This is a genomic window from Pedobacter sp. NO84, assembly GCF_059703915.1.
Genome location: NZ_AP046575.1, coordinates 1,621,639 through 1,646,759, shown reverse-complemented (window position 1 = coordinate 1,646,759; position 25,121 = coordinate 1,621,639). Strand labels below are relative to the sequence as shown.

The 25,121-nt window shown below is 37.5% G+C and carries 26 protein-coding genes; 13 read left to right on the top strand and 13 right to left on the bottom strand.

Features of this window, described 5'->3' with window-relative positions:
- Positions 1-230 precede the first annotated feature (230 nt).
- The 7 genes from AC6H0V_RS07085 to AC6H0V_RS07055 all read right to left on the bottom strand — a co-directional run bounded on the left by AC6H0V_RS07085 (position 231) and on the right by AC6H0V_RS07055 (position 9,666).
- On the bottom strand, positions 231-1,811 hold the full coding sequence (locus tag AC6H0V_RS07085; protein WP_497563021.1) for a hypothetical protein: 1,581 nt from the start codon (positions 1,809-1,811) through the stop codon (positions 231-233).
- Positions 1,812-1,837: 26 nt separating this feature from the next.
- Positions 1,838-2,332 carry a hypothetical protein gene (locus AC6H0V_RS07080; RefSeq protein WP_497563020.1) on the bottom strand — a complete coding sequence of 165 codons (495 nt, stop codon included), beginning with the start codon at positions 2,330-2,332 and terminating at the stop codon, positions 1,838-1,840.
- 5 nt (positions 2,333-2,337) lie between these two features.
- The gene (locus tag AC6H0V_RS07075) at positions 2,338-3,510 is read right to left on the bottom strand and encodes a hypothetical protein (RefSeq protein WP_497563019.1); all 1,173 of its coding nucleotides are present in this window, start codon (positions 3,508-3,510) and stop codon (positions 2,338-2,340) included.
- A gap of 404 nt (positions 3,511-3,914) precedes the next feature.
- On the bottom strand, positions 3,915-4,694 hold the full coding sequence (locus AC6H0V_RS07070; RefSeq protein WP_497563018.1) for an ABC transporter permease: 780 nt from the start codon (positions 4,692-4,694) through the stop codon (positions 3,915-3,917).
- Positions 4,691-5,602, bottom strand: coding sequence for an ABC transporter ATP-binding protein (locus AC6H0V_RS07065; protein WP_497563017.1), 912 nt, complete (start codon positions 5,600-5,602; stop codon positions 4,691-4,693). Before AC6H0V_RS07065 ends, AC6H0V_RS07070 begins: the two co-directional genes overlap by 4 nt.
- 18 nt (positions 5,603-5,620) lie before the next feature.
- Complete coding sequence (locus AC6H0V_RS07060) at positions 5,621-8,038, bottom strand: TonB-dependent receptor (protein ID WP_497563016.1); 2,418 nt, start codon at positions 8,036-8,038, stop codon at positions 5,621-5,623.
- Between the two features lie 881 nt (positions 8,039-8,919).
- A complete protein-coding gene (locus AC6H0V_RS07055; RefSeq protein WP_497563015.1) occupies positions 8,920-9,666 on the bottom strand; it encodes an SRPBCC family protein in 747 nt (248 codons plus the stop codon).
- A 125-nt stretch (positions 9,667-9,791) separates the two neighbouring features.
- Here AC6H0V_RS07055 and AC6H0V_RS07050 point away from each other — a divergent pair, with 125 nt between their 5' ends.
- Positions 9,792-10,169, top strand: a complete 378-nt coding sequence (locus AC6H0V_RS07050; RefSeq protein ID WP_497563014.1) for a MauE/DoxX family redox-associated membrane protein — start codon at positions 9,792-9,794, stop codon at positions 10,167-10,169.
- Positions 10,170-10,189: 20 nt separating this feature from the next.
- Here AC6H0V_RS07050 and AC6H0V_RS07045 read toward each other — a convergent pair whose 3' ends face one another.
- The gene (locus tag AC6H0V_RS07045; RefSeq protein WP_497563013.1) at positions 10,190-10,975 is read right to left on the bottom strand and encodes an NIPSNAP family protein; all 786 of its coding nucleotides are present in this window, start codon (positions 10,973-10,975) and stop codon (positions 10,190-10,192) included.
- Positions 10,976-11,179: 204 nt separating this feature from the next.
- Between AC6H0V_RS07045 and AC6H0V_RS07040 the strand changes: the two genes are divergently transcribed.
- The 3 genes from AC6H0V_RS07040 (at position 11,180) to AC6H0V_RS07030 (ending at position 12,997) form a co-directional block, all read left to right on the top strand.
- Complete coding sequence (locus tag AC6H0V_RS07040; RefSeq protein WP_497563012.1) at positions 11,180-11,794, top strand: hypothetical protein; 615 nt, start codon at positions 11,180-11,182, stop codon at positions 11,792-11,794.
- A gap of 203 nt (positions 11,795-11,997) precedes the next feature.
- Positions 11,998-12,489, top strand: a complete 492-nt coding sequence (msrA, locus tag AC6H0V_RS07035; protein WP_497563011.1) for a peptide-methionine (S)-S-oxide reductase MsrA — start codon at positions 11,998-12,000, stop codon at positions 12,487-12,489.
- Between the two features lie 124 nt (positions 12,490-12,613).
- Positions 12,614-12,997 (top strand): hypothetical protein, encoded by a 384-nt coding sequence (locus AC6H0V_RS07030; RefSeq protein WP_497563010.1) that lies wholly within the window; start codon positions 12,614-12,616, stop codon positions 12,995-12,997.
- Between the two features lie 203 nt (positions 12,998-13,200).
- On the opposite strand, the gene AC6H0V_RS07025 is transcribed toward AC6H0V_RS07030, so the two are convergent.
- The 4 genes from AC6H0V_RS07025 to AC6H0V_RS07010 form a co-directional block, all read right to left on the bottom strand.
- A complete protein-coding gene (locus AC6H0V_RS07025; RefSeq protein WP_497563009.1) occupies positions 13,201-13,623 on the bottom strand; it encodes a c-type cytochrome in 423 nt (140 codons plus the stop codon).
- A 1-nt stretch (position 13,624) separates the two neighbouring features.
- A complete protein-coding gene (locus AC6H0V_RS07020; protein WP_497563008.1) occupies positions 13,625-14,275 on the bottom strand; it encodes an SCO family protein in 651 nt (216 codons plus the stop codon).
- Positions 14,276-14,341: 66 nt separating this feature from the next.
- Complete coding sequence (locus AC6H0V_RS07015) at positions 14,342-15,349, bottom strand: hypothetical protein (protein WP_497563007.1); 1,008 nt, start codon at positions 15,347-15,349, stop codon at positions 14,342-14,344.
- Positions 15,350-15,463: 114 nt separating this feature from the next.
- Positions 15,464-15,838, bottom strand: a complete 375-nt coding sequence (locus AC6H0V_RS07010) for a hypothetical protein (RefSeq protein WP_497563006.1) — start codon at positions 15,836-15,838, stop codon at positions 15,464-15,466.
- Positions 15,839-15,904: 66 nt separating this feature from the next.
- On the opposite strand from AC6H0V_RS07010, the gene AC6H0V_RS07005 reads away from it, so the two are divergent.
- From AC6H0V_RS07005 to AC6H0V_RS06965, 9 genes are all read left to right on the top strand, one after another.
- On the top strand, positions 15,905-17,425 hold the full coding sequence (locus tag AC6H0V_RS07005) for an alpha-L-fucosidase (RefSeq protein WP_497563005.1): 1,521 nt from the start codon (positions 15,905-15,907) through the stop codon (positions 17,423-17,425).
- Positions 17,426-17,434: 9 nt separating this feature from the next.
- Positions 17,435-19,420 carry a glycoside hydrolase family 2 protein gene (locus AC6H0V_RS07000; RefSeq protein WP_497563004.1) on the top strand — a complete coding sequence of 662 codons (1,986 nt, stop codon included), beginning with the start codon at positions 17,435-17,437 and terminating at the stop codon, positions 19,418-19,420.
- A gap of 118 nt (positions 19,421-19,538) precedes the next feature.
- The gene (locus AC6H0V_RS06995) at positions 19,539-19,988 is read left to right on the top strand and encodes an SRPBCC family protein (RefSeq protein WP_497563003.1); all 450 of its coding nucleotides are present in this window, start codon (positions 19,539-19,541) and stop codon (positions 19,986-19,988) included.
- A gap of 53 nt (positions 19,989-20,041) precedes the next feature.
- Entirely contained in the window at positions 20,042-20,440 is a 399-nt protein-coding gene (locus tag AC6H0V_RS06990; RefSeq protein ID WP_497563002.1) for a VOC family protein, read from the top strand.
- A gap of 115 nt (positions 20,441-20,555) precedes the next feature.
- A complete protein-coding gene (locus AC6H0V_RS06985; protein ID WP_497563001.1) occupies positions 20,556-21,089 on the top strand; it encodes an SRPBCC family protein in 534 nt (177 codons plus the stop codon).
- A 60-nt stretch (positions 21,090-21,149) separates the two neighbouring features.
- On the top strand, positions 21,150-21,644 hold the full coding sequence (locus AC6H0V_RS06980; protein WP_497563000.1) for a response regulator transcription factor: 495 nt from the start codon (positions 21,150-21,152) through the stop codon (positions 21,642-21,644).
- A 103-nt stretch (positions 21,645-21,747) separates the two neighbouring features.
- Positions 21,748-22,284, top strand: coding sequence for a DUF4199 domain-containing protein (locus AC6H0V_RS06975; RefSeq protein WP_497562999.1), 537 nt, complete (start codon positions 21,748-21,750; stop codon positions 22,282-22,284).
- A gap of 1 nt (position 22,285) precedes the next feature.
- Positions 22,286-22,813 (top strand): VOC family protein, encoded by a 528-nt coding sequence (locus AC6H0V_RS06970; protein WP_497562998.1) that lies wholly within the window; start codon positions 22,286-22,288, stop codon positions 22,811-22,813.
- A gap of 122 nt (positions 22,814-22,935) precedes the next feature.
- The gene (locus AC6H0V_RS06965) at positions 22,936-23,355 is read left to right on the top strand and encodes a VOC family protein (protein WP_497562997.1); all 420 of its coding nucleotides are present in this window, start codon (positions 22,936-22,938) and stop codon (positions 23,353-23,355) included.
- A gap of 29 nt (positions 23,356-23,384) precedes the next feature.
- Here AC6H0V_RS06965 and AC6H0V_RS06960 read toward each other — a convergent pair whose 3' ends face one another.
- Complete coding sequence (locus AC6H0V_RS06960; RefSeq protein WP_497562996.1) at positions 23,385-25,118, bottom strand: phospho-sugar mutase; 1,734 nt, start codon at positions 25,116-25,118, stop codon at positions 23,385-23,387.
- Positions 25,119-25,121: the final 3 nt, after the last annotated feature.

Here is a 25,121-nt window from a genome sequence, read left to right as displayed (position 1 = left end):
AAACTAAATTAAGCTATTGCATTTTTCTTATAGAATCAAGTTTTCAACATTGATTTAAAATTGGAAACCCGCTTAAAAATTTGTCAGCCTGAGGCTCTCGAAGGCAACGTAATCTAAAGTAACCTTACTAAAAGTCAATCTTCAAGGACCAAAATGCCTTCGAGAGCCTCAGGCTGACATCGAAGGGATATTAGTTTTAAAAATTTTAAGCCTCAGGCATAGCTAATTAATTATTCAAACCGTTGTTCCAAAAAACGTTTCGCATTTTTATACATCAACCTGTCTACTATCTCGTCTGCCGGAAGCTCTAGATCGATGTTAACTTCCGTTGCGGCATGCTGTAATGAAGTTTTTAGGGCTATAGCAAAAGAACCAAACTGAGACGCGTTTTTGCAACAGTCGATCGCCTCAACCAAGCCATCAAAGTCTGATCCTATGCAGATATGATCCCATGGCAAAGGAATATTATACCATTTTGTAATTTGGTATAAACGGATCAGGTGATTGACAACCAATCTTAAGTGGGGGTAATAATTTTCTCCTACTACGGTTTCATTGGTTTTATGCATCATTTCTTTAAGCTCTTTATCCGCATCTTGCATATCATCAAAGTCTGGTTGTTGTTGGTCGACAGTATTCATCAACAGATTTCCGTTATCAATATTTCCAGATTCAAAATCAGCAAATAGTGCTTCTATTTGTTCTTCGGCATTGTTACTATTTAAGAGTTCAAATTCTTCGATGCTTAAAAAGTCTTTCTGAGTTTCACCAAAATTCTCTTTCCCACCTAAAATCCTCACGTCTAAAGAAAGTCCGATAAGCCCTTTACTGTTCAGGATAGCTAAAATGTCTTCATTGTATAAATTAATAGTTAAAGGATAAAAAGAACTTCCATCAATAGCTCCTTTCTTTTTCGGTCGTTGGATCTTATACCAATAACTTTTTTTATCTGCCTTTTCAATGTCGTCTTTAAAGAGGTTCCAGCTTTCACCTGCTAAGCCTATATGACTGGCGATGATGGGTTTAGTTGGAAAGTATTTTTCATGATATTTATAAAAAATCCTCCTAGACACCAAACTCATATGCTTCACATCGATGAGGATATTTTTAGCATAGGCATGATCTATCAGCTTCTTGCCATGAGGCGTAATTCCGATCCCCTTTGGAATTAACGGACCCTTGGTTAGGATTTTGTTGCCGTAGGCATGAGTGATAAATTCGTTGGGTGTTAAATGAGTTGGAGTAAAATAGAGCGTTAAATAGCCTTTATTAATGAAATTAGTGAAGTTTTGAAGAACTTGATTGATATCTTTAACCTTGTTTTTTAGATCGTAAAAAGTATGCCCGCCTTCGATGTTAAAAACGATATGCAGGGTATCAAAGTCGTTTTCATTGTAATCACTCCATTTTTTGAGGAGTTTTATTTTTTTAACTGGATTTATTCCATCCTCAAGGCGTGGAGCAGCAGTGATATTTCGAAGTTCCTGTTCAAAGGTTTGTTGATAAGAACTTGTTAATGAAATCATCTCATTAAGTCTCTGCTTGTTTAAATAACTACTAAATAACAGTATAGAAGCTATTTTTAATAAAATCTGGTCTATCATTCCAACTTCTGGCGGATGAAGCGTTAAACAGATCAAATTGATGTTGCCCTCTTGCATCAATAATTTTAATGAAGCTTGCGATTCTAAAATATCACCAATCACATGATCATTCGGAGATATGGTGCGCCATGCTGAAATCTGGTTGCCGTCTTGCGGTAAAAATAATGTTTTTAGTCCTGGGTGACTATGGAGATCAAAAAATGCCATAATTGTTACTTTATTTAGTGAATGATTTATTGAATTAAGCTTTTGATTTTTGAAAATAACAGAGTGAGGAGTACCCATCCAACAAGGACCCATTTGATTGCTGAAGGGATGCAGGTACATAAATAGAAGTCTTCATATACATGGTTAAAATTATGCAGCAGAAACAAATTTTCAACAGTATCAGCAAGGCCGATCAGTACCGCTATAAAAAAGTTAAATCGGAGGATTTCATTGAGTAGCAGCCACTTCTCTAATTGCATCCTAGCGTTGCTGAGAATAAAAATTATTAGTACGTAAGAAATGATAAATACAAAGTCCCATTTGGTGCTGCTTTTCGCAATTTCTAAAAAATTGCTAGTCCCGTGCGTGCTTTCGGCCCACGATTTTATCATTTCCTTGCCTTCGGGCGCTTTTGCAAATGTTAATGAAACTAGGCTATATTTACTTTCAGACAAAGTGATGGTTTGCAGGGTGAGGTAAGAAAAAAGGATTAAAAAAATGATCCACGCTATTATCTTCATGGTAATTAAGGATTAAGATTTTTTACATAATAGACAAGGTCTTGGTTAGGATTATCGTTATTGATACATTGAATAAATGTTTTACCTGTTTTTCTGAAATGCTTAGGCAGGGGATGTAATTCGTCTGTCCATCCTTTATCGCCAACAGAGTCCCTGGAATCAATATGATAAACACAGTTGAAACCCATCTTGTCGCGAAATATCGCGCCGATCTCGATCATCATTTCGTTAAATAGGTAGATCATGGCATAAACAATATCTTTTTGTGCTTCAACATTTGAAATACCTCTCAGTTCGAGTGGGGTTTTGAGCCATGACCCATGTCCTAAAAATGTTCGGGCAAAGGGCTTATACCAACGCAATGGGTTCGGTCCAAACCCTAGATCTCTACAAGGAATGGCATAATCATAACCTTGGGTGATGATTTTAATTCCTGGAAATTTGCAATTGGTAGGGCTGTTGGAGCCCCCCATTAATATTCCTTTGAAAATAAAGTAATATTGCAGATGGAAGAAGCCTAAAAGTGCAAAGAAATCTTTCGATAAATATTTAATCCCATTATTAAACCTTGTTTCGTTGTAAGGAAGCTTATCTGGCCGCGACATTAAGAACTGCGCCCATTCACTCTTGTGGTATTCTTTTGAAGTTCCCGAACTATCTACCATAGCAGCTAACCTTCTGCTGTCCACCAAGTCGTTTCCTCCGCCACTGATAATAAACACGTCGGGTTTAATAGTTGATAGTTCCTCAATATAGCTTCTGGCGCTTAGCATATTAAGTAGCCAATCGCCACCGGCTGCTATACTATAAAGGGCAATATTGTCTTCCATTGCAATCCAGTCGATCACATCACTTAAAAGGATAGGGTAATTAAACCAGGAATCGCCTTCTACTAAAACGACCTTGTTTCCTTTAACATTTCTAAAATCACCTCTAACCTTCTTTAAGAATTTATGGTTTCGTTGGCTATTTTTTAAATTGTCAACTTTTTCCATGATAGGAGCTAAAGCCGCAATTTTTCTTACCTGTTCGGTATTAAGATCATAAATCCGTTGAATAATGATCGAGAGATCAACCTCGTTTACTTTCTTGGTTAGCTTATGAAAATCAATAATAGAAATTTCATTAGCAAGCAGCTCGTTAATCAGATCCGTTTTAGATTTGGCAGGTTTAACCATTGGTTGGATAGTTAAGTCAAGTTAAAAAATAGGAATAAGGTAAATGCTTTGATCCAAGCAAATAGGGCAGCGCTATTTTAAATAGGCATTTTTGCTTCGCACGAATAGCGAAGCTTGTTGGTTTTTGAGAACATATTGGGCTGATGAGAGGTTAATACTATTTTACATAAAGCAATTTAATTATTAATTATTTTAAAATCAAGAGGTTGTGGTAAAAAAGTACGCGCTTGCCGTTTGCAATACATAACGCATAAAATCACCACCTAAGGTACTAAGATGCCTTAGATCGTGATGCATTAGCAACCGCAACTTAGGTGCCTAAGGTGTCTGAGGTGGTGGAAATAAGAAAAGTTACCGCTTAAGCAGGTTAATTAAGGTGTCTAGGTGGTAAAAAAAGCAAGAACTTAATCCCACTTTTTATACCTAAAATCTAAAAATCCAACTATCAGTATCAATATAGCATATGCGGTAGAGAGCCACAAAACAAAAGGAATTCTCGAAAAATTTTCTTTGAAATATATGAAGCCCGAAAAGTTATAGAAATATTTGTCGGCAGCTATAACGGGGAAGCCAATCATATTAACCAAACCCAAGATAGATAACAATAAGCCAATCCCGATAGGCAATAAAAAGCTTTTGAAGCGGAGGCCCAACCAAAATTGCATGGCAGAAAGCGCCAAAATTGCTGCGTACATCTGCGAAATCAGGGTCAGAAGTTTCCGCCAGTCCAAACCATGGGCATAAAATTGAAATTTAGGGTGCAACGTATGAGACACCATGCCAGAAAAGCCTGTAAAAAGTAGGTTAGCAATTATAAAAACCACTATAAAAAGCTGGAATATGAGGAATTTAGAAATGTAAAGCTTTCCGTACGACTGTGGTGAGGCAAGTACTTGTTTCCACGTATGGTTTCGATACTCTATTTGTGGCAATAAGGTACTGATCAGAATCACAAACAGGGGTAAAAAAACAAAGCTGATCATTCCAACATCCTGATAATAATAAAAATCCCATGCGCCCTTGCTAATCCTTGCCACATCATCAGAGAGTTGCCCATCATGTTCTTCTTTGAAAACCACCAGCATAAAAAGTGGAGCAAAGGCGGCCATAGCTAAGGTTAATAACCATATTGGCGAGCGTTTCGTCTTTAAAAGTTCTGATTTAAGGGAAATAGCTAAGCTCATGCGTGTTGTGTAGTTAGGTCCATAAATAATTGTTCGAGGTTGTTCTGCTGTGGATGAAGCAAATAAATATCCAATTGCTTTTCGTGGAGCATTCTATTAATTGCTGCAATTTCTTTTTCGTTTTGGTATGAAACAGATAAAACCTCGCCTAGGTTTTCGGGATGGTAAGCCTTTAGAATTTGCATTGCGGCTTGGTTATTCGAGGTATGGACGAGCAGTTTAGATTGCTTTTTTTGGAGCAGGTTCAGTTGGGTTAAAGATCCCTGAAAAATCATTTCACCCCGCGAAATTATGCCTACTTGGCTTACCATTTTCTCGATTTCCGATAGTTGGTGGCTCGACATTAATATCGTCATGCCTTCTTCCTTGTTCAATTTTTTAATCAGTTCCCTCAGTTCAATAATTCCTGTCGGATCTAAGCCATTGGCGGGTTCATCTAAAATTAGGAGTTCAGGATTGGGTAAAAGTGCCAACGCAACAGAGAGGCGTTGTTTCATCCCCAGAGAAAATTGTTTAACTTTTTTGCCTCCGGTATCTGCTAGTCCCACAATCTTTAACACTTCATTTGCCCTAGCTTTTGATGCCCCATATACTTCCCGATAAATTTCGAGGTTTTCTTTAGCGCGTAAATGCCCATATAGGGATGGATTCTCGATCAGCGAGCCAATTTTCTTTAAAATTTGAAGTCGATGTGAGTTAAAATCTTTTTCGAAAATTTCGATCGTACCATGCTGTACCTTTAGCAGGCCTAGCAATAAACGCAAAGTGGTGGTTTTACCAGCTCCGTTTGGTCCAAGAAAGCCGTAAATGCTTCCTTTTGGCACCAACATATTGATGTTAGTTAAGGTTTTGGCCAATTTCGAATGGTAATGTTCTAGGTCAGTTGTTTTGATAATGTAGTTATCCATCTTTTATTAGGCGGTTAGTTAAAGGGTAGAACCTTCAGAGACATCGTTATTATTGATTCCTTTTTTATTTTTCTTGATGCTATCTTTCAATTTACCAAAGCGATAATTTAAACTAGTTGTAAAATTGCGTTGGTAATTCTGGTTATAGGTTTCTTGGGTAAAGTTTGGACCAGTGGTATAGTTAATTGCTTTTCTATACTTGTTAAAGGCGTTATTAGCAGCAAGAGAAAGGGTAAGTTTATTATTCAAAAAGTCTTTGCTTGCACTAAACGATGAATATATAAATGAGTTTGAGGTACCTTGTATCGAGAGGCTCGGCCCATTATAATTTACATTAGCACTCGCTTGCCAATTTTTGTTTGGGCGGTAAGCCAGAGAAGTAAAGGCACGCCTCATTAAACCCCTCTTCTCTAATGCCGAACCATTGATTTCGGCTTTTACAACCCCATAATTCGCCATGGCTCCAAGTGTACCCCTTAATTTGCTGTTAAAAGGATAGTTTACATTCACATTTAAACCAACTAAAATAGCACTTCCAGTGTTTGCAAAGCTGGTACGCGTAATTTGCGTAAGAGGATCTGTAACTGCACTTGGCATAATGATGTTAGTTCCATAAAGGGCCCGCATTCCAATATTGAGTGAAGCTTTTTTAAATCTACTATAACTAGCTTCTATACTATATCCTTTCATGGCTTTAAGCCCGGGGTTACCAGACGATTCGAAATTTGGGTTGGAACGATCAACGAATGGGTTCAATTGATTAATGCCTGGGCGTTGGATTCTAGACGTAAAACCAAAGTTAATACTGCTCATATCCTTAAATTTTCGGTTAACTGAAATAGAAGGAATCAGGTTTAAAGAGCTTTTATCAAGTTTTGTGGTGGTTCCGGTAAAATCAGCATCTATTTCGGTTTGTTCTGCTCTCAGCCCTGCTTTAACTCCCCATTTCTTAAGATTAAATTGATAGGAATTGTATATTCCATACACATTTTGGTTGTTATCAAATCCATTTGTCCTAGAAGGATCTGCGATAAAAATCCCAGAAGAATTGAGGGTTAGATACTCAAAATTACTCGTGTTATCCCTGAAAATCGCTTTAATCCCCGCTTCAATGGTAACTTTTTTTGAGGGATAGGTATAATCGATCTGAAAAGTGGATTCATCTGAGCCTCCAGTATTTTCTTGGTTGTAATCTGAAGCTGTGTAAGCAAAGGGATTAGAAATATCAACATTGTTAAATTGATTATTACTGAAACTATAATATCGATAAGAAAAGGTTAATAAACGGTTTTTGTCTTTCTTAAATCCAAGTTGATAGTTAACCGCGGCATCTATCCCGTTTCCTGATCCTTCTAAGGTATTTGCCAATTCATAGCTTTGCATTAATGAGGTCCCATTACGAAGTGCCGAGAATTGGTTGCTAAAACTGTCGTTTCGGTTTGCATTATAGTTAATTTGTCCAGAAATCAAATTCAGGGTATCAATTTCATAGCTTAGTTCGACGCCACCGTATGCACTTTTTCCCGAAAAGTCACGGGTTCCTGTTTGCAATAAGTTTGTAGGCGTTCCACCTTGGGTTAGTCTGGTAATGCTGTTATCTAATAGGGGCGAACTGTTGAGGCTTCCTCCAGCGCTAGCTGCAACTCCGAGCTTGCCATTTTTTAAAGTAAATGTTCCGCCGATACCCGGGCCTCCCACAGGGAAACGGTGATTTGCGTTAATGGTGCCATTTGATCCGTTATCAGCGTTTTTATGAGTAACAATATTGATTATTCCAGCTAAACCTTCGCCATCATATTTTGCGGGAGGTGTGGTAATTACCTCAATTTTTTCGATACTTGAAGCGGGCATGCTTTTTAAAATGTCTTTCGGATTTCTTTCCATCATGCCAGAAGGCCTACCATTAATCAAGATTTTATAGTTACTGTTTCCTTGAAGTTGAATATTATCATCGCCATCTACTGTTAATAAAGGTACTTTACGCATCATTTCTAGCACGTTATTTACCTTGCTTTCTGGATCGGCCTTCACATCATAGGCAATACGATCTATTTCTTGCCTAACCAATGGACGTTCTGACGTAACAGTTACTCCTTTTAATTGGGTAGGAGAGGCGGTTAGAGAAATGTTATCCATGGTTTTAGAAGTTTCTCCTAGCGTAACTGGGATAACTTTCGTTTGATATCCTACATTAACTACACTTAATACATACTTTCCGGCAGAAAGTCCTGTAAGGATAAAAGATCCATCCTTTGCTGATGCGATTGATTTTACCGGTACTTTTTTGTCGTTCTTAAGTACGATAGTAGCAAAGCTGATGGGTTTTTGCGCCACAGAATCAGTTATCCTACCACTAATTTGCAGGGTAGGGTTAGATTGACTAGTTGCGTTTAAGCTTATAAATAAGCAACAGAGAAGAAAAATTAAAGCTCTCATAATGATAAAGGTATGTTGGTTAATTAGTGTATTAGTTATATAGTACACAAGGATAGTGCAATTTTTTATTATTTCAAAATAAATGTGATAAATCATCAAAAAAATGTGATGGAATAGCGGTTATCAAAATTAAATCTAAGGATGTCCCCTTGTTTGGCTATTAAATCAGATGCAAATCTACAAAAGTACTTTGAATTACAAAGTAGTTTGTGTAATTTTTATTTTACATAAATGTTATGACGGAGATGTTTTAAAAACAAAGCCAAGTAACCCGTGTTGTATCCATACAATTGGGTAACGAGCTTAATGTTACCCTTTTTTTATAAATAAAATTATGGGCGATAGAACTTCATTGGTGCTTGGTATTATTTCTACTCTTGGTGGGCTTTTTGTGTTCTATACCATTTTTAAAAAAGAGAAAGAGAAGAAGTAGAGTTGGGATAAGGTAAGATGGAAGATGTGAGATGGAAAAGGGAAGATGGAAAAGGGAAGATGGAAGATGGAAGATGGAAGATGCCTGCCTGTCGCCTAATGTCACAACATCTATGTGATCTATGTTTCTATGTGGTGAAAGAAATAACTCCCAAAAACCTGCGCATCTGCGGCTATAACCACATAGACACATAGAAAACATAGCCGAAAAGCAGTTAATCTCACAATATCTATGTGATCTATGTTTCTATGTGGTGAAAGAAATGACCCTCTATAATCTGCGCATCTGCGGCTATAACCACATAGGCACATGGAAAACATAGCCGAATCTGTTAATTTAGCAATATGCATGTATTCTATGTTTCTATATGGTGTGCAGAGTTACACCAACCACACAAAAAAAGGGGATGATTTTTAAATCATCCCCTTTACTAAAATAGCGCTCACATTTACTCTATTGGATCTTCCAAATTCAATCCAGCGTATTGTCTAAAATCTGTCTGCTCAACATAAGCTTTAAAGTTTTGGATATCTTCCCTAATCATTCTTTCGAAAATTCCATTAAATAGTGATGTAATGCCACGGCCAACACTTCCCGCAGGTGGGAAATAATTGATTTCTACGTGTAGTTCGGTGCCAATGTTATTTAATGTATCGGTAAAAGTAACTTTCCCTGCGTTTTCTATCATAGAGCCCTCAATAGATTGCCAGCCGATATAACTGCCATCTTCCTCATGGGTAATTTCCGCATTCCAGTTTAAGCCGATAATATTACCCGGTGTATTTGCGGTCCAGTGCGATTCTGTTGCACTGGTTTCAACTACTACCTTCAAATGCTTCATAAATTTGGGTAAGTTGGATAGCTCACGCCAGAAAGCATAAACCTTTTCTCTCGAAACATTTACCGTAATGGTTTCGGTAATGTTGATGGCCTGAGGATCAGTAGTATCAATATTTAACCTTTTGTATATCGGGCAAATTCCAGTCGCGCCTCTATATAGTAGAAATCCACTAGCCGCCGCTCCATGAATTGCAAGTAAAGGGTGCTTGATGATGTTCTTTAACGATTTATAGAGTAAATAGCTTCCTCCAATAAGCGATAGGGCCCGTTCGCCCTGATCAATGTTGCCTTCTTTTGAGGATTTGATCTCGATATCCTTTAATGTACCGATGTTTTTTGCAAATGTGGTGTTCATGTCTTCCATAGGTTTATATAGAAGATGAACAGTTTTTTAAGACTAATGTTTGGATTTTCTAATGTTATTACTCAACTTTAGGATGACTTTGATGTGCTATTAAATACACCTATAAATAATTTGATATGAAAAGTAAAATAATTTTTGTGCTTAGTCTATTGTTTGGGTTAATGTTTATCATCATGGGCCTTAATAAGTTCTTTAATTATATGCCCATGCCTAAAGAAATGCCTGAGAATCTGGTAAAAGTAGGTGCCGCCTTTGCAGTAATAGGTTGGTTAATGCCGCTTGTTGGTTTTATTGAAGTCCTTGGCGGTATTCTTTTTATCATTCCAAAAACCCGAGCATTGGGTGCATTAGTTATATTTCCAGTTATGGTGGGGATCGTATTAACAAATACTGTTACCGAACCTTCTGGGGCACCTCTCGCCTTGGTATTGTTTGCGGTAAATTTGTGGGTGATTTATGAAAATAGAGAGAAATATCGCCCAATGATAAGTTGAGCTAATTGAATTACCTCTACTTAGATATCGGAATAATCGGTTGGATATAGAAATTTCGTGTCGTTCTTAGATACGTTATTTTTATAATTGGGCATAGCCGAAAGTTTTTTCCACTCTGCATCCGCCCCAAAGTTTTTCCAGTGTGCATCTCTATCCGCTCTATTTTCGAATGTGGTTAAATACATTAAATTGGGCATGCGACTGCCTGATATCACTTCTGCATAAAATACGGCGTTAAAATTAAGACGTTTAAATAAGGCAATTTCGCCACCTTTATTAAACATTTCAATTTTATTTTTGGAGATATACTCCGTATGGCTTTCATAACTTCTCAACTCATAAACTCTCTCTTTATGTGGAGAGCTGAGTCGTGGCATTGTTAATTTTGGATGACCTTCAAAAGCATTCAGAAGCACGACTTCTAATCTTTCGTATGGTGGATCAAGGTAAATAGCTTCGAGATAGGCTTTACCATCACCAGCATATTGTGGGTCTTTTGCCAGCTTTTTTTCAAGGCTGGAAAAATCACGATATGAATTAAAGGGAATGAATACATAGATCAATTTTTCAATAGGAGCCACATCGCCACTGGCAATTGGTTTAAAAACCCCAATATGTGATATTCCAGCTCTATGCAAAGCTGGAAGATATGCCCTCTGTAGAAAATTATCAACCATTTCTTCTTGTTGTGGTGTTTTGAGGTGATATATCTTTAACTGATAAAACTCTTTTTGTGGAGATAAAGCAGATAACTTAACAGTTAATAGCACCAGGAAGGTTAAGAAAAGCAAACTATTTTTTGACATGGGAATTGGTCTATCAGGTATAAATTTAAGCCATAAATGTAATAAATAACAATCTATTGGAGTTGATTAAAGGATAGGGAATAATCAAAAGTTAAAAATTCATATACATAACTGTTTGATTATTATTTTGTAAGAAAGTGATTTAACAAGAATAAAACTATGTGCTCTTAACGTTGTTTATGATAAAAAAATTAATAGCTTATTATGGAAAATCAGTTAATACCAGTACAAACGTCTGGAAGTGAGATGGATGCGATTTCTGAGGCAAAATTTGAAACCTTAGCGGAAGCAATTGTATTTTACGAACTTGCGAAAAGACGCTTGGCAGACGTGAGCAATTGGGCAAAAATATGCGGTACCGATTCAACCATCTTTGAATTATTAGATAGCAAAGGGGTGATTCCTGGAGAACTAGTAGAGGGCAACCTGATTAAAATTGATATTCCAGGTCCGGGTACGAGAGCCGGAGATGGCTATGATTGGGTTCGCATCGACGAAGTTGCAGAAGGAAATAATGTAAATGAACAATACTTTGGCTTTAGGGTTAAGCCTTGTGCTAATCCAGAAAAGCCTTTAGAAGGAACTGCACATTTCTTTAAGGATACCGCTAGTTCTACTTTTTTGATCCGTTTATCGGGCACAAGTGTTTTTGCAGAAATGCATGGTCGTAATGAAGAAGTAAATACCGTAGACCCTGATTTCTTTGATGGATTACGGAACATGGCGGTTGGTTATAGTGCTAAAATCGGACTTTCCTTTCCGCAATGGAAATTGCTCGTAGATGGACTTGTGAGTAAAGAACAAGCGCTTACTAATTAATCACTTATCATAGAGGTAAAGGAGAGATTATAAAATCTTCGTTCATCTGTGGTGACATGTTTACTTGGAATTGAGGGGAGATGTATAATAATATCTTTGTGCATCTTGAACATCTCTGGTGAAAGCTTAAATGCTAAACAATTTGTAGCTATTCTTGTGTTTTAAACATCCTCACCGTACCTTTATCTTATAAATTAGAAAATATGAATACTGAAAAAGCCATACTTGCTGGCGGTTGCTTTTGGGGAGTAGAAGAGTTATTTCGCCATTATCCTGGGGTAATTTCAACAATTGTTGGATATACGGGAGGGGATGTCCCCAATGCAACTTATCGAAATCACGGCACACATGCTGAAGCAATCGAAATTATATTTGATCCCGCTAAGTTAACTTACAAGGCACTACTCGAATATTTTTTCATGATCCATAACCCTACAACCAGGAATAGACAGGGAAACGATCTAGGCACTTCTTATCGTTCTGCTATTTTTTACAGTGATGAAACCCAACGTGAAACTGCTAAAGCCTTAATAGCTGAGATGGAAGCTTCTGGCAAGTGGCCCGGACAAATTGTAACCGAAGTTGTTCCTGAAGTTGATTTTTGGAATGCCGAAGAGGAACACCAAAATTATCTTCAAAAAAACCCTTATGGGTATACCTGTCATTACGAGCGACCTGAGTGGAAGCTGGAATAGGCTAATCTTCTTTGCCTTTGCGAGCTTTTCGAGAAGCAATCGTTCGTCTGGTTGAAATAAATTTTTAATTGATTATAATTGGTAGAATTTAGCTATAAATAGATTATGCATTATATAAATTAGAATGAATAAAATCTTAGGTGTTTTTCTAATGATATCTCTTTTGGCCTGCTTAAACAAAAAATCAAATGATGATAAAGGTAAGCAGCATTATGAAGTATCAGATAAGAAAACCGGTCCCGCATTACTCACTACGCAGTCGATTCACATTATGGACTCGCTAAATATTGTTAAGAACAAATTAGACAGTTTAATTAGCATTCAAAAAAATAATAAGAATGGTTACTATTATTTTCAAAGGGCTGATTGCCTAACTGCGATGGAAGATTTTAAAGCGGCCATCTCCGATTTGAAAATTGCTAAACAGTTAAATTACTTACCAGAAAGATGTAATGAATTAATTGAGTTCAATGGAAAGCTCCTTGAAATTAGGAACAGTTATAATTAGCGTTCCTTTGCGAGGCTTCATTCAAGCCGAAGCAATTTCCCGTCCGGTTAGCTACCTTATAACAGCAAGAGATTTCCGCGCCCTACTGATGGAGAAGGGCCCGAAAAGGCAACACCCCCGTCTACGTCAACCCTCTGTGTACTAAAATGTCAGTGGTGCTATCATCGGACTTCCCGACTCTCGGACTTACGGACTCTTGAACTCTACTTACATTCACTTAAATCTTTAGCAACCTGTTCATAGGTGTACATCCCCTGCTTATTGCCAAAAGAATTGGTGATATAAACCATCACTTGCGCAATATCAATATCCGCCATTTTTGGGAAATGCGGCATTTTTCCATCATATGATTTCCCATTGATTACCATAGGTATATGGGAGCCATTTTTAATGATACAGGCCAATTGCGCTTTATTTGCTTTTAAAAATAAACTATCAGTTAAGGGGGGATAGAGCTCTCCTAAACCGTTTCCTTTTTCGCCATGGCAATTCTGACAGTAGATTTTGTATAGATCTTTCCCGTTGGTGATATAAGTGGCCAGCTCTATCTCACTTGGGTTCTGACAAGAATAGACTATACTGATCAGGCTAATAAAAAAAACGGTGATTAGGATAATTTTCCTCATATTAATCTTCTTTTTCGGCCAATAAACTAGCTATATCCTTTTTCAGTTTTCCCACTTCAATAGAATCGGTACCGTTATAGGCTCCACGCATTCTTTTATGTTTATCGATCAGGGTTAACCAACCTTGGTGAATATACCCGTCGGGTGCGGTTCCATCTTCTTGAACAACAGTGAGGTAACTATGTTCAGCTATATGATAGATTTCGTCTTTCGGGCCGTATACAAACTGCCATTTCTTTCCATCGACACCTAATTTTTGCGCATATTTCTTTAAGACAGAGGGCTTATCATATTTGAAATCAATGGTATGCGATAGGAACATAACCTCAGGATTGTCCTTAAATTGATCATAGATCACTTTTAGGTTTCTATGCATAGTTGGGCAGATCGTAGAACAAGAAGTGAAAAAGAAATCGGCAACATACACTTTATTCTTAAAGGTGTCCTGCGTAATATAAATACTATCTTGGTTCAGGAACCTGAATGCTGGAATGGTTTGATATACGGTATCCACACTGGTACTGCCATCGGCATGTTTAATGGTTTTGGCTTCTCTCTCGCCATAAAAAGGGAGTTTTTTTTCATTATTGCATGAAACAACACTAATAAATAACGAAGATAAAATAATAAAACCTTTAATGTTTTTGATCATAATGGGCTAGAATTAAAACAAACTTACGTTAAACGCTTTGAAACATTTAACGTAAGCTTTAAATTGTTAAGATTTAAGTAAATAATACAATTGGTTAAAGTTATAGGTCACTCCTAAATAAACTTTGCCAACACTTTGCGGGTGGTCTGTGGTTGCCTGCCAGGCGTTCTTTTGAAACCCAACATTAAAAGCGATATTTTTAAAAAATAGATCTGCTCCAACTCCCGCCATAAAATTATTCATTTCATGTTCGCCAGTTTTAACGCCCTTATAAGTTTCGCCGGCAGAGTTTTCATAAAAAAATTGTACAGATGGCATTACCTGCCAGTTCTTACTCAAGCGCTGGGTTAAAAAGAAGTTTACAAAGGTTGTACTGCTGTTAGCAATCCCTTCTTGGTCTTCATTTTGTCCATTAAATCGATATGAGCTGTTGATGCTCATCCCAAATTTTTTATAGCCCAGTAAATAATTGGCATACACAAATCCATCCGTACTGCCTGTCCCAGGTTGCATTAAGGCCGAATATCGGTTTCCACCATCGGAGGTAATGCTGTTCTTGCCCGTGGCTAACTTAACTCCCGCTCCAACAATTAAGCGCTGGTTTACAGTTGCCCGATCTAATTTCCTTATCAGATGATAGCCCGCGTATAAGTTGATATCGCCAACGCCAGCAATCGTAGACACATTGCCGTTGGATTGTTCACTATTGCTGTTATAAGGTATTATCGCATTTAATTCGATCCGTTTGTGCAAAAAATACCTTCCCCTGATTTCCATGGTGCGGTAAACTTCATAATCGGTTGGATTACCGCTAGCCTCGCTTAAAGGTGCATTTTTAACTGTATTTGGGATAAAAAAATGGCTTCCTGTCGGAAAAACGGCATGTGGTTGGCCCGTATATCCGTTAAAAGAACGGTAACGATATAATAAACCGAAACTACTTTGATTGTCATAGGGCGTTAAACCCATAAAACAACCGCAGATATCACAGGCGTTTGCGGTGGTGCTCAGCATTATAAAAAGAAATAGAAGTTTAAGTCGTGGGAATTGGTTTTTGTTTAATAGATACTTCATTTTATGTAAATAGAAAGATAGGCCTAGCAAAGCTTAGGTTATCTTAGTTAATGTAAATGTTAATTGAAAATTCTGCGCTGAAATGCTAGATAAATTTAAGCGCGATACAAGAAACTAAACCTGTTGGGGCGGCTGGAAGATGGGATTTACCGCTTTTGTAGTTTTTTTGAGGAGATACTTGATAGTTAAATCTGCCAGAGATGCCCGATCATCTAACGTAAGAGAAAAATGCACAGGCTTAATCGTTTCGATCATTCTTTTTATTAAATCCTGATCCTGTTTATTTTTCTGCTCCAGTTCCCTCAGTTTTAGATGTAAGATGCATTTACCTTCGCAATGCGCTTCTGGGTGACTTCTATTAGCGCAAAGTACGGTCGAAATGTATTTCTTGTTTAAAGAATAGGAAGAATACAGAATCCAATAGCTGAAACAGTTGGTTAAAACCGCAACTAAAAGCAAGATTGCGATAAATTGCCTATAAAATTTCATCTTGCCAAAACTACGATTTTATAGGTTGATTATCTGAAAAATTGTATATTGATTCCGAAATTTGACATGATGATTAAACCCCTTGTAATTACTGCATCTCTAAGTCTGCTCTGCTTGGTGCTAAATGCCCAGGAGAAGATCGAAAATCAGGTATTAATTAACTCTAACGATAGTAAATCAGAGATTATTAGAAAAGCGGCCACTGTAAAACCATCAGTCAGACAATTAAGATGGCAACAGCTAGAACTCACCGCATTTTTTCATTTTGGGATCAATACGTTTACCAATAAAGAATGGGGGGATGGAAAAGAAGATCCAAAGTTATTCAATCCCACCAATCTGGATGCGCGTCAATGGGTTCGTACGATGAAAGAAGCTGGCTTTAAACAAGTAATCTTAACCGCTAAACATCATGATGGCTTCTGTTTATGGCCCAGTAAATTTACCGAACACAGCGTAAAAAGCAGCCCTTGGAAGGCCGGGAAAGGCGATGTCGTAAAAGAAGTTGCAGCAGCATGTAAAGATTATAAAATGGGTTTTGGGATTTATTTATCCCCTTGGGACAGGAACCATGCAGATTATGGCGATAGTAAAATCTATAATACTTATTTCGAAAATCAGTTAACCGAACTTTTAAGCAACTACGGTAAGATTGATGAAGTGTGGTTTGATGGAGCCAATGGAACCGGACCGAACGGTAAAAAACCAGAGTACGATTTTAATGCTTGGTATAAACTGATAAGAAAACTGCAGCCGGACGCTACTATTGCCGTTATGGGTCCAGATGTGCGTTGGGTAGGCACCGAAAGCGGATATGGCAGGGAAACAGAGTGGAGTGTTTTGCCTGCAGACGAAAATATGCTTACTGCAATTGCCAATAGCTCGCAACAAGAGGTAACATTTGTGCCGTTAGGCGATAAAATGAACGAAGATTTAGGAAGCCGATCACAAATTTTAAAAGCTAAAGGTTTGGTCTGGTATCCTGCAGAAACGGATGTATCTATCCGGGAAGGATGGTTTTATCATCCCGCACAGGATAAACAGGTTAAAACGCCAGAGAAATTAATGGATATTTATTTTGCATCAGTAGGGAGAAACAGTGTGCTCTTATTAAATGTACCTCCGGATATAAATGGTTTAATTAACCAAAATGATATGAAGAGCCTAAAAGAATGGGCATTTTTAAGGAATGAACTCTTTGCAGATAATCTGGCACAGCAAGCCAAAATTACGGTCTTAACTGGCACAAATGCAAAAGATATGCTTGATGGAAAGCTCTCTACATTTTACAGTACCAACACAAAAGATACCACAGCAACGGTTGATTTTACTTTTGTGAAACCCATCACTTTTAACATTTTATCGCTACAAGAAAATATAGCTATGGGTCAGCGGGTAGAAAAATTTACATTGAGCTATAAAGATGGTGCAGATTGGAAAATTGCCGCTGAGGGAACAACGATTGGATATAAGCGTTTGCTGAAATTCAAACCCATTACTGCAAGCGAAATCAAGTTGCACATTTCCTCCTCGCGGCTTAACCCTTTGATTGCGGAGTTTGGAATTTATAATAGTATAATTAATTAATAGCAGAAATTGAGAATTAAAAAACAGCTGATTTTAAGTAGTGTCTTTATTTTCTTTGTAGTTAAGGCTGAAGCCCAGCTTGTTCAAAAGATAAGCAACAATTGGATATTCCAACAAGAAAAAACGGCAAAATGGTATCCTGCAAAGGTTCCAGGAGAAGTGCACTTAGATTTATTGTCAAATAGGTTGATTCCCGATCCATTTTTTCGTGATAATGAGAAAAAAGTGCAATGGGTAGAGAAAAAGAACTGGGATTATAAGACTTCTTTCCCAGTGTTACCTTCTGTGTTAAGTAAAAAGCACACAGATTTGGTATTTGATGGACTAGACACCTACGCCGATGTTTACTTAAATGGTAAATTAATCTTGCAGGCTGATAATATGTTTCGACAATGGAAAGTAGAGGTGGGAAAATTACTTAAGGCGAAAAATAATGAGTTATATGTTCATTTTCGCTCTACGCAAAATACAGTTGATTCAATTGCGAACTCGAGACTTCCTTATTTCGTTCCGGATAATCCGAGGACGTACGTACGCAAGGCGCAATTTCATTTTGGTTGGGATTGGGGGCCAAAACTAACAGGATGTGGTATTTGGAAAGAGATTAGATTGGAATCCTATGATGTTAAACCTATTGAGAAAACTTTTATTCCTCCAGTTAAGGTAGAACTGGTACAGCAACCTGATGCTAGAGGAACTTCATTTTATTTTAAGATCAATGGGAAAGCGGTTTACATGAAAGGCGCAAACTATATTCCCTCAGATGCTTTTGTTACACGGATAACCAAAAATGACTATCGCAAGATAGTGATGATGGCGAAGGAAGCAAATATGAATATGTTGCGCGTTTGGGGCGGAGGGATCTATGAAGACGATTATTTTTATGAGCTATGCGATTCGCTAAATATCCATGTTTGGCAGGATTTTATGTTTGCAGGAGCGATGGTACCTGGGGATAAAGCATTTTTTGATAATGTAAAAGCCGAAGTGAAGTATCAAGTAAAGCGATTACGGCACCATAAAAGCATTGTTCTCTGGTGTGGCAACAATGAAATTGATGAAGCCTTTAATCGATGGGGCTGGCAAAAACAGTTCAATATCAGCGCGATGGATTCGGCAAGATTGTGGAATGATTATACCCGACTGTTTAGGGATAGCATTCCCAAATGGGTAAATGAAGTAGATGATAGTAGGCCGTATATCTCTTCGTCGCCAAAATATGGTTGGGGGGTAAACACGAGTTTTACCGAAGGTGATAGTCACTATTGGGGAGTGTGGTGGGGAGGTGAAGACTTCGAAGTCTTTGTAAATAAAACCGGAAGATTTGTAAGTGAATACGGAATGCAAGCCATGCCTAATTATTCGAGCGTATTAATTTACACGAAACCAGAAGATCGGTATCTATTTTCGGATGTGCTCCTTGATCATCAGAAAGCTGGAAACGGCTTTAAAAAACTGGAAGGCTATTTGAAAAATTACATGATAGATTCTACCAAAATTAATCAGCTTTCGGTAGAGAATTATACTTACCTCACACAATGTGTGCAATATTATGGCTTTAAAAATATGATCGCTATTCAAAGAAGCAAACCATACAACATGGGGACATTACTTTGGCAATTAAACGATTGTTGGCCCGTAGCGAGCTGGAGCATTACTGATTATTATTACAGAACACCAAAGGCTGCTTGGTACGCAGTAAGGGAAGCCTATCGGGATAATAGTGTACCCAAGAGAGATCTAGTACGTCCGAAGGACCTTAAATTAACTAATCCGAAAATTACGTTTAAAGTTAAGGGCAATCAGATCTGGTTAAAATCATCGGCCTTTGCCAAATACGTTTTTGTTGATATCGCAGGTTACAAAGGAAAATTTAGCGATAATTATTTCGATCTGGAGGCAGGCAAAGAGAAGATGGTCACCTTTGATAAAACGGATTTGAAAGCAAAACAAGTAATAATTAAATTAAAATCCCTTTGGGATATAAAATTTTAAGGCAGGAGAAAAGAAATTTAGATCAATCCGAATACAATAGGTAGTATTAAAATTTGTGGTATCCCTAAAATTTGGTTAACTTAATTTGATTGTAGCAATTTAACAAATCAAAAATTATATGACGTCAAACACAGTAACATTACACCGGGTCCTCACGGCAAGTCCCGAAAAGGTATTTCGAGCTTTTTCTGACACCAATGCATTCATATCCTGGCTTCCACCATATGGCTTTTATTGTGTGGCACAGCAAAGAGATTTTAAAGTAGGAGGTACCTACAAAATGACTTTTACCAATTTTACTTCAGGCAGCGACCAATCTTTTGGTGGAGAATACTTGGAAATTCGCACAAATGAATTTTTGAGATACACCGATAAATTTGACGACCCTAATTTGCCGGGAGAAATGATGACTACTGTAGTAATTAATAAAGTTATATGTGGCACAGAACTCAAAATCACCCAAGAAGGTATCCCTTCTGCTATACCAGCTGAAATGTGCTATTTAGGGTGGCAGGAATCTTTAGAGAAATTAAAAAAACTCGTTGAACCGAATATTCCAGATGCTTAAATTAGTGAGCAGATAAAATTTAAATTGACAAAGTAAAGTGGTTCCTTTAAATTATGACCAAAACAGAAATTTCGGGAATTGCTCCATTTTTCATCGTAAGGGATGTGCCTCTAGCTTTATCTTTTTACCGTGACAGTTTAGGGTTCGATATCACTTTTCAAGGACCCACAAACAGAGATATCTTTTTCGGCATCGTGCAACGAGGTGCAGCGATGATTATGTTGAAAGAAGTAGGGGTTGATCCGGTCCCAAACTATACTCGAGATGTTAAAAAAGGCATTGCCCGTTGGGATGCTTATCTGCATGTGCCAGATCCTGATGCGTTGGCAGTAGAATTCTTGTCGCGTGATGTCATATTTTTTCAAACACTTGCTAACAATGACGACGGTTTGAGGGGATTTGAAGTTAAAGATGCCGATGGATATCTATTGTACTTTGGCCGCCCGATTTAAATTGGAAAATGCTATTCAGTACTATGGCATTACTAGAATAATTTCCAGTAATCGAGCACATATTATTGACTTTATAAAGTGGAATGATAAGCAATATTAATTTAAAACAATAAAAATGAATATCATCATTATCATCGTACTAGTGGTTGCAGGCCTCATTATCTTGCTCTTAGTTATTGGCTTTTTTATGAAGAGAGAACATAGTGTTAATCGGGAGATCATTGTTAATGCTCCTCGGCAAAAGGTATTCGACTTCTTAAAACTGCTTAAAAACCAAGACCAGTTTAACAAACATGCAATGACGGCACCAGACAGGAATAGAGAATTTAAAGGAACAGATGGAACAATAGGCTTTATTTATGCCTGGGGAGGGAATAAGGAAGCCGGTGAAGGGGAAAAAGAAATCAAAAATATCATCGAAGGCAAACGAATTGAAATGGAAATCCGTTTTGTAAAACCTATGGTAACCAGTGCTAATATAATTCTGGAGACAGATTCTGTAACTGATAATCAGACCAAAGTATCTTGGAGCAATGCTGGTATATTAAAATATCCAGTGAACATTATGATACCAATGATGGAAAAACATGTAGCGAAAGATATGGATGCGAGTTTGTTAACTTTGAAAACCATTCTCGAAGAAAACTAGCAATCGGTTGCTGTATAAATAGCGTTGTTATAAACTTAATGCTTGAAACTTTCTGTGTAAATGACTATTAACAAAAGCTTTTTAAAGAAACATAAAACAACCCTAATTTACAGTTTAAGTTTAGCTGCCCTGCTATTTTTTCTCAAGTGGTTGGAACTTCGTTTCCTCATTTTTAACCATTTTTTTGAAATTTATATCGGTTTTATTGCCATCATTTTTACCGGATTAGGCATATGGCTTGCGTTAAAGCTGTCGAAGCCTAAAACGGAGAACTACCGTGTAGAAACGATCGTTGTTGAGAAAGAAGTGTATCTGATTAGAAAAGAGGATTTTGTTCTCAATACCTCATTAATTTCCCAATTGGAACTGAGCAAAAGAGAGTTAGAAATTCTTGGTTTAATGGCACAAGGTTACAGCAACGACGAAATTGGTGCAAAAATTTTCGTTTCACTGAGTACGGTCAAAACCCATATCCAGAACCTTTTTGTAAAATTGGATGTAAAGAGAAGGACACAGGCAGTTGAAAAAGCAAAAAGGTTAAATCTAATTCCCTAATCTTCAAAAGGGGAAAAAAATTGAGACGATAATAAAAAATGGCCGAAAGTATGAGTGATAAATGGCGCACAACAGTCATATTTGATCACAAAAATTAAATAAAATGAAAAAGAATATTATCATTTATGGCCTTATTGCTGGTGTTATAGTAACTACACTAATGCTTTTCTCTTTGAACTACTATAGCTATTGCAGTGGCAATGTAGACATGGTCACGAGTATGCTCATCGGCTATGCGTCTATGCTACTCGCCTTTTCATTAGTGTTCGTAGGCGTCCGCAATTACAGGGATAAGTACAATGGAGGGGTGATTAGTTTTGGAAAAGCTTTTAAATTGGGAGGCATGATTGCATTAATAGCCTCAACCTGTTATGTGGTTGCCTGGCTTATTTATTACTTTAATTTCATGCCTGATTTTGCCGATAAATTTGGAGCCCATGTAGTTGCGGATCTAAAGGCAAGTGGGGCAACCCAAACCGAAATAAACAAAGAAACCAAAGAAATGGCTGATTTTGCAATCAAGATTAAAAATCCTGTCTACAACGCCATGATGACGTATATGGAAATATTACCAGTTGGATTGATTGTAACATTAATCAGTTCCCTGATCTTAAGAAGAAGAGCAATTAATCAAGCATAAAATGAAAAAAACCATCTTATTACTAGTTGTAGCAGCTATTGCGTTCTGTTCCGGTTTCGCATTTAAGACAATCACAACTGCACCATCAACCGATAACACAAAACTCAAAAGGGTAACCGGTATTGGTGGAATCTTTTTCAAATGTAAAGACACCAAGAAAATGAAAGAATGGTATAAAACTCACCTCGGACTTAATACCGACCAATATGGGGCAGTTTTTGAGTGGCGACAAGCTAGCGATTCGACCAAAAAGGGCTTTTCTCAATGGAGTCCGTTTACAGAAAGAACAAAATATTTTGAACCTTCAACCAAGGAATTTATGATAAACTATCGCGTTGCCGATCTAACATCCCTTATAGAAGAACTCAAAAAAGAAGGAGTAACTATAACCGATACTATCGAAACTGCAGAATATGGAAAGTTTGTACATATTATGGATATCGAAGGCAACAAAATTGAACTTTGGGAACCCAATGATATCGAATATGAAAAATTAGGTAAAAAGATGGGGAGCAAGACCACTTATTAATCGCTGTTCGATGTGAAAACCTCATCTGGGTTGGGCGCATGGCGATAAGCGTTAGTAAAGCTATAAAGAATCTATATTTGAACACAAAGTGCTAACTAGTACTTTAAAAATGACATACATACATGGAAGAGCAAAAAAACGAAACAACAACTAACGATATCCCGAAAGTGACAGGGATTGGTGGGATTTTCTTTCTATCAGACAACCCAAAAGAGACTAAAGAATGGTATGCTAAAAATTTAGGATTTGAAATGAATGAATGGGGTGGAGTAAGTTTCGAGTCCCGAAACATTGATCGGCCAGATGTGATCATTCCACTTCAATGGACACTCTTTAAGAAAGGAAGCGAATATCTCGAACCTTCTAAAAAGGAATTTATGATCAATTACACCGTTCAACATATCGAAGAACTGGTTGAAAAGTTAAAATCGAATGGAGTAACCATTGTGGACGAAATTGTAACCTATGATTTCGGGAAGTTTGTTCACATCATGGATTCTGAAGGAAACAAGATAGAACTGTGGGAACCAAATGTAAATTAGACTTACGAAGTATTAAGACTTCGTAAGCTTTAATCTTGCAAATCGTTCATGATCACTTTTATCTTTTCCGCCAATTTAGTCTCTGTTGCTTTAAAATCAGCAGCGCTTGCTAATGGTGCGTTTACACTGCAATAGAATTTAATTTTAGGTTCTGTACCACTAGGACGTGCAGAGATGATGCTGCCATCCGCTGTAAAAAATTGCAATACATCTGATTTTGGAAAACCTAAATCTTTGCTTGATTTTGTCTTAATATCAGTTTCTTTATTAAGTTCGTAATCTTTTAATGTCACTACCTCCGACCCGCCGAGTGTGGCAGGAGGGTTGTTCCTGAACGTTTCCATCATCGCTTTGATTTCTTCGGCTCCGGTTTTCCCTTTTTTAGTAATCGATACCAAGTCTTCTTTGTACATGCCATAGGTTACATACATATCGATCATCGCTTGGTAAAGACTACTACCTTTGTCTTTGTAAAAGGCTGTCATCTCTGCAATAAATGCGCAAGAAATGATCGCATCTTTATCCCTCACTAAATCGCCGATTAGATAGCCATAACTCTCTTCGCCACCGGCAATAAAGGTTTTTTTGCCTTGTAAGCTTGTCATCACCTGTCCAATCCATTTGAATCCTGTTAAGGTGTTAAAATATTCAACTCCTTTCGCATCGCAAATGGCTTTGATTAAACTAGTAGTTACAATGGTAGACACCACATATTCATTCCCAGTTAATTTTCCTTTTTCTTCCCAGGCACTTAACATGTAGTTAATAAGCAGACTCCCAGTTTGATTTCCATTTAATAAAACGAACTCACCGTCATTGTTTTTAACCGCAATTCCAACGCGATCTGCATCAGGATCTGTGGCTAACACGAGGTCAGCATCTACTTCTTCAGCTTTTTTTAATGCTAAGGTTAATGCCTCTTTTTCTTCTGGATTAGGATAAACAACCGTAGGGAAATTTCCATCTGGTTTGCTCTGTTCCTCAACTATAGTAACATTGGTAAAACCAAATTGGGCCAATGCGGCTGGTACCATGGTAATACCTGTTCCATGAATGGGCGAATAGACAATTTTGAGATCATGCTGATTTTTAATCGCTTCAGGAGATACAGAAAGTGTGGTTATTTGATCAAGGTATAGTTTATCAATTTCATCACCAATTAACTTGATGTTACTTTCTACCCTTGCAAATTTAACTTCATCAATACTTTTTATCGCTGCAACTTCATCCATTACCATTTTATCATCTGGCGAAGTAAACTGGCCCCCATCATTTCCGTAGGCCTTATACCCATTATATTCCTTCGGATTATGCGAGGCCGTAAGCATCACGCCACTTTTACAACCCAATTGGCGGATGGCAAAAGAAAGCTCTGGCGTAGGGCGCAAGGCCGAAAAGAAATGCACCTCAATCCCATTTGCAGAAAATACATCAGCCGTTATTTGGGCAAAATAGTCGGAATTATTTCTACTGTCGTGAGCAATAGCCACACTAATTTTTTCGCCCTTATATTTCTTGTTCAAATAGTTAGCTAGCCCTTGAGTGGCCGTTCCGATGGTGTACTTATTAATGCGATTGGATCCAGCACCCATTATCCCTCGTAAGCCACCTGTACCAAACTCTAAATCTCTATAAAAAGAGTCGGTTAGTTCTGTATAAGCCTCTTGATCTAATAAAGATTGGATCCCTTTTTTAGTTTCTTGGTCGTAATTACCATTAAGCCATTTATTTATAGTAGCTAATGTAGATTCTTCTAGTTGCATATT

Excerpts from the sequence above, each read along its gene's own strand:
- AC6H0V_RS07085 (WP_497563021.1), bottom strand. The coding sequence starts at position 1,811 with ATGGCATTTTTTGATCTCCATAGTCACCCAGGACTAAAAACATTATTT.
- AC6H0V_RS07080 (WP_497563020.1), bottom strand. The coding sequence starts at position 2,332 with ATGAAGATAATAGCGTGGATCATTTTTTTAATCCTTTTTTCTTACCTC.
- AC6H0V_RS07075 (WP_497563019.1), bottom strand. The coding sequence starts at position 3,510 with ATGGTTAAACCTGCCAAATCTAAAACGGATCTGATTAACGAGCTGCTT.
- AC6H0V_RS07070 (WP_497563018.1), bottom strand. The coding sequence starts at position 4,694 with ATGAGCTTAGCTATTTCCCTTAAATCAGAACTTTTAAAGACGAAACGC.
- AC6H0V_RS07065 (WP_497563017.1), bottom strand. The coding sequence starts at position 5,602 with ATGGATAACTACATTATCAAAACAACTGACCTAGAACATTACCATTCG.
- AC6H0V_RS07060 (WP_497563016.1), bottom strand. The coding sequence starts at position 8,038 with ATGAGAGCTTTAATTTTTCTTCTCTGTTGCTTATTTATAAGCTTAAAC.
- AC6H0V_RS07055 (WP_497563015.1), bottom strand. The coding sequence starts at position 9,666 with ATGAACACCACATTTGCAAAAAACATCGGTACATTAAAGGATATCGAG.
- AC6H0V_RS07050 (WP_497563014.1), top strand. The coding sequence starts at position 9,792 with ATGAAAAGTAAAATAATTTTTGTGCTTAGTCTATTGTTTGGGTTAATG.
- AC6H0V_RS07045 (WP_497563013.1), bottom strand. The coding sequence starts at position 10,975 with ATGTCAAAAAATAGTTTGCTTTTCTTAACCTTCCTGGTGCTATTAACT.
- AC6H0V_RS07040 (WP_497563012.1), top strand. The coding sequence starts at position 11,180 with ATGGAAAATCAGTTAATACCAGTACAAACGTCTGGAAGTGAGATGGAT.
- msrA (WP_497563011.1), top strand. The coding sequence starts at position 11,998 with ATGAATACTGAAAAAGCCATACTTGCTGGCGGTTGCTTTTGGGGAGTA.
- AC6H0V_RS07030 (WP_497563010.1), top strand. The coding sequence starts at position 12,614 with ATGAATAAAATCTTAGGTGTTTTTCTAATGATATCTCTTTTGGCCTGC.
- AC6H0V_RS07025 (WP_497563009.1), bottom strand. The coding sequence starts at position 13,623 with ATGAGGAAAATTATCCTAATCACCGTTTTTTTTATTAGCCTGATCAGT.
- AC6H0V_RS07020 (WP_497563008.1), bottom strand. The coding sequence starts at position 14,275 with ATGATCAAAAACATTAAAGGTTTTATTATTTTATCTTCGTTATTTATT.
- AC6H0V_RS07015 (WP_497563007.1), bottom strand. The coding sequence starts at position 15,349 with ATGAAGTATCTATTAAACAAAAACCAATTCCCACGACTTAAACTTCTA.
- AC6H0V_RS07010 (WP_497563006.1), bottom strand. The coding sequence starts at position 15,838 with ATGAAATTTTATAGGCAATTTATCGCAATCTTGCTTTTAGTTGCGGTT.
- AC6H0V_RS07005 (WP_497563005.1), top strand. The coding sequence starts at position 15,905 with ATGATGATTAAACCCCTTGTAATTACTGCATCTCTAAGTCTGCTCTGC.
- AC6H0V_RS06995 (WP_497563003.1), top strand. The coding sequence starts at position 19,539 with ATGACGTCAAACACAGTAACATTACACCGGGTCCTCACGGCAAGTCCC.
- AC6H0V_RS06990 (WP_497563002.1), top strand. The coding sequence starts at position 20,042 with ATGACCAAAACAGAAATTTCGGGAATTGCTCCATTTTTCATCGTAAGG.
- AC6H0V_RS06985 (WP_497563001.1), top strand. The coding sequence starts at position 20,556 with ATGAATATCATCATTATCATCGTACTAGTGGTTGCAGGCCTCATTATC.
- AC6H0V_RS06980 (WP_497563000.1), top strand. The coding sequence starts at position 21,150 with ATGACTATTAACAAAAGCTTTTTAAAGAAACATAAAACAACCCTAATT.
- AC6H0V_RS06975 (WP_497562999.1), top strand. The coding sequence starts at position 21,748 with ATGAAAAAGAATATTATCATTTATGGCCTTATTGCTGGTGTTATAGTA.
- AC6H0V_RS06970 (WP_497562998.1), top strand. The coding sequence starts at position 22,286 with ATGAAAAAAACCATCTTATTACTAGTTGTAGCAGCTATTGCGTTCTGT.
- AC6H0V_RS06965 (WP_497562997.1), top strand. The coding sequence starts at position 22,936 with ATGGAAGAGCAAAAAAACGAAACAACAACTAACGATATCCCGAAAGTG.
- AC6H0V_RS06960 (WP_497562996.1), bottom strand. The coding sequence starts at position 25,118 with ATGCAACTAGAAGAATCTACATTAGCTACTATAAATAAATGGCTTAAT.